Source organism: Dyadobacter sp. LHD-138, from assembly GCF_030929615.1.
GTDB lineage: Bacteria > Bacteroidota > Bacteroidia > Cytophagales > Spirosomataceae > Dyadobacter.
Genome location: NZ_JAVFVU010000005.1, coordinates 250,690 through 266,218 on the forward strand (window position 1 = coordinate 250,690; position 15,529 = coordinate 266,218).

The following is a 15,529-nucleotide window of genomic DNA, read 5'->3' on the forward strand; positions in this document are numbered from 1 at the left end:
ACAAAATAGGAAAAGCAGATCTGTGTGTTTTTTAATAAGCAATAAAGGAGCCACCTCTTTCGAAATGGCTCCTTTATTATTTATTAATCCAACGAATTCTATTCTACCTCTTCGGCATAAGCCTCAACAGGAATACAAGAGCAGATCAGATTTCTATCACCAAAGGCGCTGTCTACACGGCTAACACTTGGCCAGAATTTATTGAAACGTAAATGTGGCAATGGGAATGCCGCTTTTTCACGACCATACGCGTGCTCCCAAACGTCTGCCAATACGACACGGGACGTGTGAGGCGCATTTTTCAATACGTTATCTGTACGATCCGCAGTGCCTTCTTCCACTTCACGAACCTCATTTCTGATCGCGATCATGGTATCACAGAAACGGTCCAGTTCAGCTTTCGATTCTGATTCCGTTGGTTCGATCATCAAGGTACCAGCCACCGGGAAAGATAAAGTCGGAGCGTGGAAACCGTAGTCCATCAAACGTTTTGCCAAATCCTCAGCCTCAATGCCAGCCGCTTTAAACGGACGACAATCCAGGATCATCTCATGGGCACATCTTCCGTTTGTACCGGTGTAAAGTACTTCGTAATGACCATTCAAACGTTCCTTGATATAATTGGCATTCAGAATCGCATACTTCGTTGCATTCGTAAGACCTTCTCCGCCCATCATCGCGATGTATGCGTAAGAGATCGTCAAAATACTCGCGCTGCCATAAGGTGCAGCAGAAACCGCGCCTGCCTGTCCCTCTTCCAGATGTTCAGATTGTTTTCCAAGATTAACGTGTCCCGGAAGGAATGGAATAAGATGCTCCCCTACACCGATCGGGCCAACGCCAGGTCCGCCGCCACCGTGAGGAATACAGAACGTTTTATGCAGGTTAAGGTGACAAACGTCCGCGCCGATAGAAGCTGGGCTGGTCAAACCAACCTGTGCGTTCATGTTGGCACCGTCCATATAAACCTGTCCGCCGAATGAATGGATCATCGAACAGATTTCAATGATACTTTCTTCGTAAACACCATGTGTCGAAGGATACGTTACCAGCAAACATGAAAGTTCATCCTTATATTGTTCTGCTCTCGCCCTTAAATCTTCAACGTCGATATTTCCGCGCTCATCACATTTGGTAACAACCACTTTCATACCAGCCATTACAGCCGAAGCCGGGTTGGTTCCGTGCGCGGACGACGGGATCAGCGCCACATTACGGTGGTGATCGCCTCTGCTTTCATGGTAACCACGGATGGCCATCAAACCGGCATATTCTCCCTGAGCACCGGAATTTGGCTGCATCGACATCGCCGCAAATCCCGTAATCTCGCATAACCAGGCGCTCAGTTCAGCGACCAGCTGTCCATAGCCCAAAGCCTGATTTGCAGGAACAAACGGATGTATTGCTCCGAATTCAGGCCAGGTCAACGGAATCATTTCCGCCGTAGCGTTCAGTTTCATCGTACAGCTACCCAAAGAAATCATCGAATGTACCAAAGAAAGGTCTTTGTTTTCAAGTGATTTCAGGTAACGGAGCATTTCGTGTTCCGTGTGGTAAGCACTGAATACCGGATGTGTCAGGTAAGAAGAGGTACGAACAAGGTTTTCAGCCAATGTGAAATCCATTTCTTCATCGATCACCATTTCACCCTGAAATCCTGAAACCTCTGCAAAAAGGTTTAGCAGTGCGATCACATCATCAAAGGTTTTGGCTTCATCAAACGATACCCCGATGCTTCCGTCTTTATTGTAACGAAGGTTAATACCCCATTTCAGTGCATTTTCCCTGATTTTACTGGTCAATGTTGTTTTGATCGTAACCGTATCAAAATAATTTGTATTCACCACTTCGAAATTGAATTTCCTAACGGTGTCAACAAATAAGCGGGTCAGGCCATGCACACGTGTCGCGATATTTTTGATACCCTCAGGACCGTGATAAACGCTGTACGCTCCTGCGATGACCGCCAGCAAAACCTGTGCAGTACAAATATTGGAAGTCGCTTTTTCACGACGGATATGCTGCTCACGTGTCTGAAGTGCCATTCGCAGCGCACGATTACCTTCTGCATCCACCGACACACCAATAATACGTCCTGGAATCTGACGCTTGTAGGCATCCTTCGTAGCAAAGTAAGCCGCATGAGGACCACCATAACCCATCGGAACCCCGAAACGCTGCGATGAACCCACGACAACGTCGGCACCCATTTCGCCCGGTGCTTTCAAAAGTGTAAGCGCCAATAAATCGGCCGCAACCGCCACTGTGATGTTAACATCATGCGCCGCAGCAATAAAATCGGTATAATCAATTACCTCACCATTTGTTGCAGGGTATTGCACCAATACGCCGTACAGATTTTCATCCGTAAGGTCAACCGTTTCATGATTTCCAACAACAACTTCTATTCCAATCGGTTTAGCTCTTGTGTAAATCAGGTCGATGGTTTGCGGATGACAAAGTTCAGAAACAAAAAATTTATCCGCCTTCTTCTTAGCCGATGGACGAAGGCTGTGCAGCATCGTCATTGCTTCTGCCGCAGCAGTTGCTTCATCAAGCAAAGACGCATTCGCGATCTCCATGCCAGTCAGATCCGTAATCACCGTCTGGAAGTTCAGCAGCATTTCCAATCTTCCCTGTGCAATCTCAGCCTGATAAGGTGTGTAAGCCGTATACCAGGCCGGGTTTTCAAGAATATTTCTTAAAATAACATTTGGTGTAACGGTATCGTAATATCCTGTTCCGATATAGGTTTTCAGGATCGCATTCTTACGTGCCAGTTTCTTGATTCCGTCCAAAAATTCCTGTTCGGATTTCGGGCGTGGTAAATGCAAAGGCTTAGGCAGGCGAATCGCCGCCGGAAGCGTTTGTTCTATCAATTCATCCAGGGAAGATGCCCCAACCGTGCGCAACATTTCCTGTAATTCCTGCTCATTCTTACCGTGGTGTCGGTTCTCGAATTTATCCTGGCTTCGAAGATTGATTTTCATTATTTGGGCTAACGTGACCGTTAATAGTTGGTTATAAAATACAAAAGTAAGCAAAACCGATGAAATCTCAGAGAGAATATCGGGATTGCTTACTCTTGGATATGTTCAAAATCAATAAATTTCTATTTTTAGTGCTTAGGGCAACCACAATCGGTTTTACGCTTGAATATTCCTAAGAACTTTTTGGATCTCGGTTTTTGATACCCGCGATTTTTCTTTCTTTTGTTCAAAAACGTCTCCGACTCTGCGTGCTTTGGACTTGCAAGCACCGGCTCAAATCCGGAAAAACTCAACATCAACCCGGAAAGCAGAAACAATGCAACAAATTTTCTCATAACTGTTATTTTTAAAAACCTGCGGAAGATTACCTATTCAACGTCACGACACACGATATCAGTATGTTGTAAACCAGTTAATACGTTCTTTTTGCAAAGATCCTATTTCCTCAGGCTTTAACCAACTCCACGATCGTGATTTCGGGCAAAATACCTACACGCCCCGGATAACCCAGATAGCCAAATCCCCGGTTCACATAGAGGTACTGATCATCCTCCTTGTATAATCCCCCCCATTCCTTATAACGGTATTGTACCGGACTCCACTTGATTCCGGCCAGTTCAACGCCAAACTGCATGCCATGGGTATGACCGGCGAAAGCCAGATCGATATCACCATATTTGGGAAGCACCTGCGCCCGCCAATGACTCGGATCGTGTGACAACAGGATTTTTACCGGATATTCATCCGTCCCCTGATAAGCCTTTTCAAGATTACCATACTTGGCAAAATTACCGGCTCCCCAGTTTTGGATACCAATCAACCCGATTTCTTCACCATCGACACGTATCGCCCGGTTTTCGTCCAGCATCAGATTCCACCCCATCAATTGATGGGCCTTTTTCAGATTTTCGAGATTCTGATTTTTGTCCTGCTGTGAACTCCACTGGTAATAATCTCCATAGTCATGATTTCCCAGAGTCGAGTGGACACCCAACGGCGCCTTTACTTTATCAAAAATATTGATGTACTCCTTTACTTCCAATGCACGATCGTTGACCAGATCACCCGTAAAAAAAGCAATATCCGGTTTTTCTTTCATCAGCATTTCCACACCGCCTTTGACAGCCGTTTTATTGAAAAAACTGCCCGAGTGGATATCGGAAAGCTGCGCAATTTTTATGCCGTGGAATGCCTTCGGCAGATTTTTCAGTGGCACTTTCACCCTTCTGATCCGGTAATCGTGCGCACCTGACAAAATGCCAAAAGCAAAGGTTCCCATCAAAGCAGAACCTGCGACCAAGGCGGTTGTTTCCAGAAACTCAGATCTGGGAATTTTCGGTGCGGCGGGATCAACAGGGCCAACAGGCGCCGGTGCGACGGATGGAACAAAGTAACTGACAATCCATTGAAGCAAGCGACGGGCGTCGTCAATCAATAAAAAGAAAACCACCAGCAGTTTGGACAGATAAGGAATCGCTATGCCGGCGATGATAAAGGTCCTTGTCATCCGGTTAAAGAAATCCGCCGGCAGCAACTGCATGACCACGTAGGTCAACAATGTGAGCGAAGTGAAGCCCCAATAGGTCCAGGAAATCCATTTTTGTGTTGGCTGCGAAAAATTTCTAATTACAAATTTTAAAGCCTGCCAGACATACCAGTCGATACCAAAAAGTATGGCGGTAAGTAATATAAAAAAAAGAGTGCGGTTCATTCGGATCAGAAAATATCTATATCATGAGTTAACAACCCGATTATTTTTCTCGTTCGTCACGTGCGATTTTAAACAGAAAAATAAGTTTCAAAGGAAAATTCTGACCTTAAACGGCAAGCTTGCTGATGTAAAAGGTTAAAATTTATAATTTTGTACTAACAACAAAGAAAACAAACATGCCAGATTTCGATTTTAAAAGATTTCACATCCGCTCAATGAACGCAGGTTCCGATGAAGAACGTGCCGCCATTAACCAGGAATTGAAAGATTTATATGCCTCATTGCCGGAAGAAGAAAAGACTGTTTTTAACGAACAGCTCCAAAAATTTCTGGTCACTGAAATGGCGCGGGTAAAATCAGATTATGAATCCATTAACGGATTCAACAACCCGAACTAAGCCCAAAATCCAATTTCAGGCATATAAAACCGCTAGTTTAATCTGGGATCGGTTGGATAGTGGGCAATAGACCGGTATTCACCGCCCATATTTTTCAGAATTTCCCGCCAGAAATCCGCAGGCGGCGTCGTGAACAAAAAATCAGAAGAGGTTTGGGTAACAATCCAGGAATCCTGCGTGATTTCATTTTCCAGCTGACCACCACTCCACCCGGAATAACCAATGAAAAATCTGACATCATCCGCTGTCAGTTTATTGACATTTAATAATGTCCGGACCTGCTCGAAATCTCCGCCCCAAAATACATCCGGCATTATTTTGGCTCCGCCCTGGATCAGATCCGGTCGTCGGTGAATAAAATGCAAGGTGTTTTTTTCAACTGGCCCGCCTAAATGCAGCGGAATATCCTGATAAATAGTATCTTCCAGCACATCTCCTAAAAACAAGTCTGTCACCTGATTAAGTACAAATCCGAAACATCCCTGGGTGTTGTATTCACAAAGCAGAATGACGCCCCGCTCAAAATTTGGATCTCCCAAAAATGGTTTAGCGATCAGCAAAGATCCTTTTGAAGGATTTTCAGAAGAGGACATAACGAGGCAGATTTAATTAATTAAAAAACGAAATATATTTATTTTTAAGTAACATTACCCAATATTTATATTCCTCGTTGATTAACGAAAAAAGCAAATTTTAATTTAAAAAACCAACATATACTCATTTAAATATGGCACTTGTCAGATCGGTTCGCGGAAACCACCCTCAATTCGGAGAAAATTGCTGGTTAGCAGATAATGCAACGGTGGTCGGGGATGTCATTATGGGCGAGCATTGCACCGTCTGGTTCAATGCCGTAATTCGCGGAGACGTTAATGTGATCCGTATCGGCGACTATTCCAATGTTCAGGATGGCGCGGTCATTCACTGCACCTATCAGAAAAACGGAACATATATTGGCAATTACGTTTCCATCGCCCACAACGCGATCGTGCATGGCTGCGTGATCGAAGACCATGTGCTGATTGGCATGGGAGCCATTGTCATGGATGGGGCTGTGATTGGTGAGGGGTCGATTGTTGGGGCAGGGGCCATCGTGACGCAAAATACTATAGTACCGCCAGGCACCATTTATACAGGAAATCCGGCAAAATATCTGAAAGACGTTTCACCGGAATTAAATGCTGCTATTGACCGGACAGCCAATAATTATATAACTTATTCGGGTTGGTTTAAGGACGAGGAATAACCCGCATCCATTTCTCAAATCCAGCCTCAGTCCTCAACCATCCCCTTTCTCGCATTAAAATAACCTTTAATCACGGTAAAAGTGGTCACAGCGAGGAAGAATAAGATGATGTAGTGCACGTAATCAACGATCCATGGGAATTTTTCACCGAAAAGATATCCTCCGCCTGTTAAAAGGCCAATCCAGATTGCTCCGCCTACGACGTTGTTCAACAAAAAAGAAGGGAAAGGCATTTTCACCAAACCAGCCAATATCGGAGCAAAAGTTCTGACAATGGGTAAAAAACGGCTGACGATCAGCGTTCTGCTTCCGTATTTATCAAAATATTTACGGGTAGTCTGCAAATGTTTTTTCTTGAAAAACAGGGAATCCGGCTTATTTGCGAAGATATCACCAAAGTATTTCCCGAAAATATAACCCACCAGGGAGCCCAGTACCGCCGCAGCAAACATGCAGAGGATCAAAACAAGAATCGGGACATTCAGAATGCCTGTACCACAAAAAACACCCGCCAGAAATACGAGATAATCGCCTGGTAGAAAAAAAGCGAAAAAGAGTCCGTTTTCAGCAAAAATTATAAATGTTATTACGAGCAGTCCGCCGGTACGGATTAATTCTTCCGAATTCAGCAGGTACTGAAAAAAATCGACGATTGAATTCATAGGGTAATCTTAGTGAGTTGGGCTACAAGATATTCATTGGAGCCCAACTTCAATCTTATTCAAAATTAAGCATTTTCCGACAGTTCCAGCCAGCGCATTTCTTTATCAGATTGTGTCTTTGTTATTTCCTCTATTTCCAGCGCCCAGGAAGTCACTTCCACGTGCGAGCCTCCATGATTTAGTTTTTCCAGCAGCTGGTTTTTCTTCTTTTCCAGTGCCGCCATTTCAACTTCAAGCTGCTCGAATTCGCGCTGTTCCTTGAAACTTAACTTCTTTTTCGGCGCAGATGGCACAACTGCAACTTCTTTAACGGGCGCGGGCGCTGCTACTTGTGCATTACCTTTTCCGGAAGCCAGGCTTTTTTTCTCTGCCTCCATTTCGTCCTGGTAATCCCTTAGCTCCGTATAATTGCCCGGAAAATCACTGATCCTGCCTTCTCCCTCAAAAACAAAAATATGTTCCACCAAACGGTCCAGGAAGTACCTGTCGTGGGATACGATCATAATACAACCAGGGAAATTCATTAAAAATTCCTCCAGCACGTTCAGGCTCGCAATATCCAGATCGTTCGTAGGTTCATCCAGAATCAGGAAGTTAGGCTGTTTGATCAGGATCAGAAGCAGCTGTAATCTTCTTTTTTCCCCACCACTCAGTTTAGAGATGAAATCATACTGTTTGGATGGTGAGAATAAAAACGCCTGTAATAAATGACCAACGGTAACGGTTTCACCCGTTCCCAGCTGCACAACCTCCGCCACATCTTTAACAATATCAATCACCCGTTGGGTTTCATCAAAAACGAGATCCGTTTGTTTGTAATAACCAAACTGAACGGTTTCACCCTTGACAATTTTTCCACTATCCGGTTCCAGTTCTCCTGTGATCATGTTCAGCAAGGTGGATTTACCCATACCATTTTGACCCACAATCCCGATACGGTCGCCTTTCCGGAAAGTATATTCAAAGTTTTTGATCAGCTCGCGCTCACCAAAACCCTTGCTGACATTTTCCATTTCAATGATCTTGCTTCCCAAACGCGCTGTACGCACGTTAAGCTCCATCTGCGTATCAAACTTTTTCTGGCTCGCTTTTTCTTTTAATTCTTCAAAAGCATCCACACGGTATTTCGCTTTCGTACCACGTGCTTTCGGCTGGCGTCTGATCCAGTCCAGTTCTTTGCGCATCAAATTCCGTGCCTTATCAATACCGGCAGCTTCCGACTCTTCGCGTTCTGCTTTTTTCTCAAGGAAATAGGAATAATTTCCTTTGTAAGTATAAGCAGAGCCATGATCCAGTTCCAGCACCTGATTACAAACCGTGTCAAGGAAATACCTGTCGTGGGTTACAACCAACAGCGTCGTATTTTGCGTGTTCAGATATTTTTCCAGCCATTCCACCGTGTCCAGGTCCAAATGGTTGGTGGGCTCATCCAGAATCAATAACTCAGGATCCTCCAATAATATTTTAGCCAGTGCTACCCGTTTTTTCTGTCCACCGGAAAGTGTTCCGTACAGATTCTCGGTGTTATGGATACCTAACCGGCCCAATACTTCTTTCACTTTGTATTCAAAATCCCATGCTTTGAAAGTATCCATATCTTCCATTGCCACAGCCAAAGCGTCATGATCATCTGTTTCGATGGCATGTTCATACTTTTTAACGGCAATGGCAACGGGATTATTGGAAGAAAAAATCACCTCCAAAACCGGTAAAGTCGGATCAAACGAAGGACTTTGATCCAGATAACCCACCCGGATATCTTTTCGAATACTCACCGATCCTTCCTGTGGCGGCATCTTGCCAGTCAGAATATTTAAGAAAGTCGTTTTTCCTGTTCCGTTGGTTCCGATAAGCGCCACTTTATCACCGCGGCTGATCCCAAAATTGATATTTTTAAAAAGCCACCGGTCTCCAAATGACTTCGCAATATTTTCTGCTGAAAGGTAATTCATAGGTAAAATTTGGATTCTATATATACAAAGGTAGGATAGATATTAAAGAAGAAAGAAAAAATTCGTTTTCATAGGGTAAATAGCATAATATTGCTACTTATTCTTTGTTATATGGTTCAATGCGAACACATTTTTAAAACTTATGTACAAAAAAATCTTTAACCTAATCCCTGTAATTTTTCTTTGCTTAAATGCTTCTGCACAAGACAGTAATTTTAAAAATTACACGCAAAAAATCGGCGGAAGTTCACAAGTTTATGACATGGTTGCCATCCCGGGCGGCGAATACCAAATGGGAAGTCCAGCTGCCGAAAAAGGCAGAAGAGCCGACGAAGGTCCTCAACACAAGGTAAAAATCGATCCTTTCTGGATGGGAAAAGTTGAAGTAGCATGGGACATTTATGACCTGTATGCCTTCAAAAATATGGAGAAAGAAATGGCTTTGCGTCATCCTGATCCAGAAAAAAGCGTGGCAAAAACGGATGCAAGTACCCGTCCAAGTCCTCCCTATGTGGATATGTCTTTCGGTATGGGCCGTGCAGGTTACCCGGCCATTAACATGACACAATATGCTGCCATTCTTTTCTGCAAATGGCTTTATGAAAAAACGGGTGTTTTCTACCGTCTGCCAACAGAAGCAGAGTGGGAATATGCATGCCGTGCCGGTTCAAAAACTGCTTATTCTTTTGGAGCTGATGCTTCCAAAATTGATGAGTATGCCTGGTACCGTAAAAACAGTAACGCTGCCTACAAAAAAATCGGCACGAAAAAGCCAAACGCATGGGGTTTACACGATATGCACGGCAATGTCATGGAATGGACGCTTGACCAATATATTCCTGATTATTACGCAAAACAACCAGCGGGAGAAACTTTTGCTCCGGTTAAAGAACTTTACCCGACAGCCGTTCGTGGAGGATCATGGGATGACGAACCATCGGATTTGAGAAGTGCAGCCCGCACGGCTTCAAAACCGGAATGGAAAGTATTGGATCCGCAACTTCCAAAAAGCGAATGGTGGATGACAAGTGCTTCTTTTGTAGGATTCAGGTTGGTAAGGCCACTTAAAACGCCATCGGCAGAAGAAATCGCAAAATATTACAGCCCCGCATTGATAGAAGATTATTGATATAACACTCTTAACTAAACATTAGAAATGGAAAAAAACAGACGCGAATTCCTTAAAGCTTCCGGCCTGGTTGCCGGTGGTGTTATCCTTAGCCCACTTGCGGGTTATGGATATAACAGTGCCGTGGGTGATACCATCAAGGTAGCATTGATCGGCTGTGGTGGACGCGGAACAGGTGCAGCTGCGCAGGCATTGAGCACAAGCCAGAATGTTCAGATTGTGGCGATGGCTGATGCTTTCAAAGACAGACTGGATGAATCTTACAGAAACCTCACAGCAAAAAAATACAAAAATGCAGCGGGTGTTATTGTAGATACCAAAACAAAAGTAAATGTACCTGACGATCGCAAATTCGTGGGTTTTGACGCTTTTAAAAAGGCAATCGCTCTGAAAGATGTGGATGTTGTGATTTTGGCAACACCTCCGGGATTCCGTCCTTCACATTTTGAAGAAGCTGTCAATAATAACAAACATATCTTCATGGAAAAACCGGTAGCAACCGATGCGCCGGGTATCCGTAAAGTTTTGGCTTTGGCAGAAGAAGCCAAGAAAAAGAAACTGAACGTAGTTGTGGGTCTTCAGCGCCACTACCAGCGCAATTATCTTGAAGCGATCAAAAGAATTCATGATGGTGCTTTGGGTGATATCGTTGGCGGACAGGTTTACTGGGTCGGCAGCAGCCCGTGGATGAAAGAACGTCAGCCAAACCAGACTGAAATGGAATACCAAATGAGAAACTGGTATTACTTCAACTGGTTATGCGGTGACCATATTTCGGAACAACACGTGCACAATATCGACGTGGCCAACTGGGTAAAACGTGGCTATCCGGTTCAGATTCAGGGAACGGGCGGACGCGAAGTACGTACAGGAAAACAATATGGTGAAATTTTTGACCACCATACCCTTGATCTTGTTTACGCAGACGGAACAACCATTTCAAGCCAGTGCCGTCAGTTTGAAGGTACATGGAATAAAGTGGACGAAGCTTTTGTAGGAACAAAAGGGCGTATCGACAGCTTTGACGGCAAAAAAACGATCCTGAAAGATTACAAAGGAGGCGTTATTTACCAACATGATGATAAAGGCGACATTAATCCGTATCAGGTTGAACATGACGACTTATTTGCTGCCGTAGCGAAAGGCGAATATAAATTTGCTGACGCAGAAAACGGAGCAAAAAGTACGATGACAGCCATCATGGGCCGTATGGCTACCTATTCAGGTAAAATGATTAAGTGGGATGAGGCGTTGAATTCAGATATCAACCTGTTCCCTGACAAGCTTGCATGGGATGCCAATCCAAAAATCCTTCCGGGACCAGACGGGTTATATCCTGTTGCAGTACCAGGAAAAACAATCGTGATCTAACATTTTTCCGATAAAACAACAAAGGCTGCGGTGTTAAATCGCAGCCTTTGTTGTTTTATCTATCTTTCAAAATCGTATTCCAGCTTTTCACCTGGTCGTTTTTTGTTTCAACGAGCCAGACTTTGTTGTTCGGAAAACGTTTCAAATATTTCTTTCCTTCTTTTATTCCGGAAACACTAAAAGCCGTTGCGAGTGCGTCAGCCTCCGTTGCATTAGGGGAAATAACCGTCGTTCTGACGTGATGTTCCAGCCCAATCCCCGTTTTTGGGTCAACGATATGGGAATACCGTTTTCCATTGTATTCGAGATACCTGTAGGTCGGACCTGAGGTTGCAATACCCACATTGGCATATTCTATCGTTTTGATCGAATCTCTACCCGAAGAAATAACAATTTTCCAGCCCCTTTCTCCCGGCGGCGGATCCATCAGAGCCAGTTTTCCACCGGCATCGATCATAGCCGATTTTATGCCATAGCTTTTCAAAACCTTCACGGCCTCGTCTGCTGCATAACCTTTCCCCAAGCCGCCAATATCCAGCCGCATACCCTTGTCTTTCAACTGAATACTATGGGTTGACGCATTGAATTTAACTTTATTATAACCCGTTCTACTGAGCGCGTTAGCGATCAATTCTTTATCAGGAAAATATCCCTTGCGTGTAGCCCGTCTCCATTCCTGAACAATCGGCCCAAGTGTGGCGTCAAAAGCACCGTTGGTTTTTTTGCTGATATCATCCGAAACAAACAAAATAGCAAACAGGTCCTTACTGACCGGAATCCATTGCGTGGAGCCCGATTGCGCGGAGACGGCATTGATCTCGCTATCGTCCCGATAGTCGCTTAAAGTCAGGTTAAGATCTTCAATGCGTTTGAATGCACTATGCGCAGCCTTATTCGCCAGGGAGTCGTCAGCGGCATAGATGATCAACTTAAACGGTGACCCCATAAGCCCTTTTTCAAACGAATATCTTTTTTCCTGTGCAAATAATTGATTGGGAAAATAGCAAAGAAGAAATAGAATTACTATATTCGGTATAGAGTAATCCTTTAAATCAAAATTTTCAATAAAGTGGAACGAACGATATAATCGGGTGAAACTGAATCTACTAAACGCTATTATCATCTTATCAGCAGGTCTGCTATTAATTGCTACAGGTGCTTTTATCAAGTCGACACATGTCCAATTTAGTAATCCCGCCATTCTGAGCGGTCTTACCGTTGAATTTTTAGGAACCATCTGGCTCGTTTTAAGCCTGAATCGCAGGCGCAAAAAAAGTTAGAGCTTGCTCGCTTTATTTCTCAGGTAAAAATCTGCCAGCACCAATGCGGCCATCGCTTCGACAATCGGTACGGCACGTGGAACAACGCAAGGATCGTGGCGCCCTTTCCCTTGTACAATCGCAATATCACCTTTTGCATCGACGCTTTCCTGGTCCTGCATAATGGTCGCTACCGGCTTGAAGGCTACTCTGAAATAAATATCTTCGCCATTGGAAATACCACCCTGTATACCACCAGAATGATTAGTACGGGTATGCACATCCCCTTTTTCATCGATATAGAAAGCGTCATTGTGTTCCGAACCCAGCATCGCAACACCGTCGAAACCGCTTCCGTATTCAAAACCTTTTACGGCGTTGATACTTAACATCGCCTTGCCAAGTTCTGCATGCAGCTTATCGAAAACAGGCTCACCCCACCCTGCCGGGGTTCCTTTCACGACACAGTTCACGACGCCACCAACGGAATCTCCTTTTTTACGGACATCGTCAATGTAAGTAAACATCCTGGCTGCCATTTCGGGATCAGGACAACGGACGGCATTATTTTCCGTTTCTGTAAGATCAAGTTCCGTATAAGGTTTATCCAGTTTCATTCCGCCTACCTGCGACACATAAGCCTGAATATTGACGCCAAAGTTAGCCAGCAGCAACTTCGCCAGCGCACCTGCCGCAACCCGCGCCGCTGTTTCCCTTGCCGAGCTTCTTCCACCGCCACGGTAATCGCGCACGCCGTATTTTGCCTGGTAGGTATAATCCGCATGGGAAGGACGGAACTGAGCCGCAATGTGCGAATAGTCTTTACTCCGCTGATCTTCATTACGAATGATCAGGGCTATGGGTGTTCCGGTCGTTTTCCCTTCAAAAACACCCGACAATACTTCGAACTCATCCGCTTCCTTACGCTGCGTCGTAATACGCGATTGCCCTGGTTTACGGCGTGTCAATTCGCTTTGAATAAAATCAGTGTCAAAATCCACACCCGCCGGGCATCCTTCCACTACAACACCGATTCCTACTCCGTGTGATTCCCCGAATGTGGAAATCTTAAATATTTTTCCGTATGTACTACCCATGAAAGTTTATTTTCTAAATATCCAAACCATCGTAATTAACAGTAAAATTACAACAGCATTGGTCACATCTTTTAATATTTGTTTAAAATCAAAATATTCCTGGCTGCTATCCAGCCTTTCCAAGTTGTCATACAATCCGGCAGAACCGTGTAAGGATAAGTTTCCTAACTTATAATCGTCGCCCCTTACTTGTAAGGTTTTCTGAGAAATTAAGGTATCATATTTTGCCGTCTTCGGATTGAAAAAGACCCACTGAAAGTATCTTCCCAAAGGAAAAGTCCCGTCCTGCCGGGGCACAACAAAATAATCAAAACTCTTTTCCCCCGTTACATACTGACTGCTTCGCTTAATAATCCTGCTAACATCCGGCGGATAAAAATCAAATGCAGAATTGGTCGAAATTTCCGGCATGGGTATTGCCGCAATATTGCCTCTCCCCTCAATCCTGAACAGATAGCGGATACTTTCTCCGGGATAAACCATTTTGCTCGATAACCGCTCTACAAGGCTATATTCCCCCACTGCAATCTGATCTTTCAATGGGTGGGGAGGTAATGGCTTTACGGCGATCTTAATCGCTCTGGAACGGAAAGATTTTATCACCTTTCCCTCTCCGGTTTTACCAACTGCTCCCACCAGCATGTCCAAAGTTACCGACGGAAATACAATATCCTGCAAAGTCATCGGGAAAAACTGTGCCTGATATAAATTATACGCCGTATATTTTCTACCACCAATCGTAACACGGTGCTTGATAATTTCTTCAATACCCACATTTTCCTCCCAACATCCCACCGGACGCAGTTTCTTTAACATCGCCTGCAGCTGCGTATTAACCTGATAAAAATCCATCTGGACCGGTGCATTCTCGGCCACATACAACGACATGCCCAGGGCAAATCCCTCACGGATGAAAACAGCTTTTTTATTGGTACCCACAGACAGGAAAATATCCTCGCCGTTGTTAACAGATTCCGGAACAACCGCATCTTCCTGCCCATCACCCTCCGCGTTGCTCACCGTACCGGGTGAATACACGACAGTTAATTCCTCCGACTTAATTTTCACACCGTTTACCGTAATAAAAAACGGCTCAATGATATATGTTCCCTGCTTTAATGCGAAATATTGCTGACTAATGGTCTGTACAACTATCTGCTTGCCTCCAACCGTATTCATGGTACTTGTGGCCGATTTACTGCGTTTTTCTAATCCCGCGATTTCCGGAAAAGTTACTGAAGGACGGTTTTCCACATCTGGCACCACTACTGAAATCGTAAATGGCTCGTCCATTTTAAGATTTTGGGGACCAAATTCAATAATTGGATCATTATTTATAATTTGCGCATGAATAGTACAAGAAAAACATAAAATTATGCTTAAAATTACATATAATTTCATGGAAAATATTCGTTACACTAATTGGTGATTGCCGCGGGACAATATTTCCCCCAAGCTTTTTCTAACCGTGTGTCTTACCTAAACCGCAAAACTACATAATACTATGGCCTCTATGCTTGAATACATTAAAATTATTCTGCAAAAGGTTAGTTTCGACCGCAGATTGTTTGAAAAAGAATTAAGAAAAGCAATCCGCATGTTAATGCCCGCTGAAGTTAAACGTTTAAGGAACTGGTGCTACGAAAATTACGGAGCTATGCATCTTGCCGTACTTAACAACTGCTTTCCGCTGCCATCTACACTTGGCTGATCA

The 15,529-nt window shown here is 44.1% G+C and carries 13 protein-coding genes; 5 read left to right on the forward strand and 8 right to left on the reverse strand.

Annotation, left to right across the window (positions count from 1 at the left end; translation table 11 throughout):
• Window positions 1–98: 98 nt before the first annotated feature.
• Both gcvP and RB622_RS05250 read right to left on the reverse strand, forming a co-directional pair.
• Window positions 99–2,990 (reverse strand): aminomethyl-transferring glycine dehydrogenase, encoded by a 2,892-nt coding sequence (gcvP, locus tag RB622_RS05245; RefSeq protein WP_308045475.1) that lies wholly within the window; start codon window positions 2,988–2,990, stop codon window positions 99–101.
• A gap of 445 nt (window positions 2,991–3,435) precedes the next feature.
• The gene (locus RB622_RS05250) at window positions 3,436–4,701 is read right to left on the reverse strand and encodes a metallophosphoesterase (RefSeq protein WP_308045476.1); all 1,266 of its coding nucleotides are present in this window, start codon (window positions 4,699–4,701) and stop codon (window positions 3,436–3,438) included.
• Window positions 4,702–4,916: 215 nt separating this feature from the next.
• Between RB622_RS05250 and RB622_RS05255 the strand changes: the two genes are divergently transcribed.
• Entirely contained in the window at window positions 4,917–5,099 is a 183-nt protein-coding gene (locus RB622_RS05255; protein WP_308045477.1) for a hypothetical protein, read from the forward strand.
• Between the two features lie 32 nt (window positions 5,100–5,131).
• On the opposite strand, the gene RB622_RS05260 is transcribed toward RB622_RS05255, so the two are convergent.
• Window positions 5,132–5,692 (reverse strand): YqgE/AlgH family protein, encoded by a 561-nt coding sequence (locus tag RB622_RS05260; protein ID WP_308045478.1) that lies wholly within the window; start codon window positions 5,690–5,692, stop codon window positions 5,132–5,134.
• A gap of 134 nt (window positions 5,693–5,826) precedes the next feature.
• On the opposite strand from RB622_RS05260, the gene RB622_RS05265 reads away from it, so the two are divergent.
• Window positions 5,827–6,345, forward strand: coding sequence for a gamma carbonic anhydrase family protein (locus RB622_RS05265; protein WP_308045479.1), 519 nt, complete (start codon window positions 5,827–5,829; stop codon window positions 6,343–6,345).
• 26 nt (window positions 6,346–6,371) lie between these two features.
• Here the strand turns inward: RB622_RS05265 and RB622_RS05270 are convergent, their stop codons facing one another.
• On the reverse strand, window positions 6,372–7,007 hold the full coding sequence (locus tag RB622_RS05270; protein WP_308045480.1) for a DedA family protein: 636 nt from the start codon (window positions 7,005–7,007) through the stop codon (window positions 6,372–6,374).
• A gap of 65 nt (window positions 7,008–7,072) precedes the next feature.
• Complete coding sequence (locus RB622_RS05275) at window positions 7,073–8,959, reverse strand: ABC-F family ATP-binding cassette domain-containing protein (RefSeq protein WP_308045481.1); 1,887 nt, start codon at window positions 8,957–8,959, stop codon at window positions 7,073–7,075.
• Window positions 8,960–9,101: 142 nt separating this feature from the next.
• Here RB622_RS05275 and RB622_RS05280 point away from each other — a divergent pair, with 142 nt between their 5' ends.
• Window positions 9,102–10,088, forward strand: coding sequence for an SUMF1/EgtB/PvdO family nonheme iron enzyme (locus RB622_RS05280; RefSeq protein ID WP_308045482.1), 987 nt, complete (start codon window positions 9,102–9,104; stop codon window positions 10,086–10,088).
• Window positions 10,089–10,115: 27 nt separating this feature from the next.
• Complete coding sequence (locus RB622_RS05285) at window positions 10,116–11,459, forward strand: Gfo/Idh/MocA family oxidoreductase (RefSeq protein ID WP_308045483.1); 1,344 nt, start codon at window positions 10,116–10,118, stop codon at window positions 11,457–11,459.
• 55 nt (window positions 11,460–11,514) lie between these two features.
• On the opposite strand, the gene RB622_RS05290 is transcribed toward RB622_RS05285, so the two are convergent.
• The 3 genes from RB622_RS05290 to RB622_RS05300 form a co-directional block, all read right to left on the reverse strand.
• Window positions 11,515–12,405 (reverse strand): FAD:protein FMN transferase, encoded by an 891-nt coding sequence (locus RB622_RS05290; RefSeq protein ID WP_308045484.1) that lies wholly within the window; start codon window positions 12,403–12,405, stop codon window positions 11,515–11,517.
• Window positions 12,406–12,735: 330 nt separating this feature from the next.
• Window positions 12,736–13,815: a chorismate synthase gene (aroC, locus tag RB622_RS05295; RefSeq protein WP_308045485.1), complete on the reverse strand. Its 1,080-nt coding sequence runs from the start codon at window positions 13,813–13,815 to the stop codon at window positions 12,736–12,738.
• 6 nt (window positions 13,816–13,821) lie between these two features.
• The gene (locus RB622_RS05300) at window positions 13,822–15,216 is read right to left on the reverse strand and encodes a BatD family protein (protein ID WP_308045486.1); all 1,395 of its coding nucleotides are present in this window, start codon (window positions 15,214–15,216) and stop codon (window positions 13,822–13,824) included.
• Between the two features lie 103 nt (window positions 15,217–15,319).
• Here RB622_RS05300 and RB622_RS05305 point away from each other — a divergent pair, with 103 nt between their 5' ends.
• Window positions 15,320–15,526, forward strand: a complete 207-nt coding sequence (locus tag RB622_RS05305; RefSeq protein WP_308045487.1) for a hypothetical protein — start codon at window positions 15,320–15,322, stop codon at window positions 15,524–15,526.
• Window positions 15,527–15,529 lie beyond the last annotated feature (3 nt).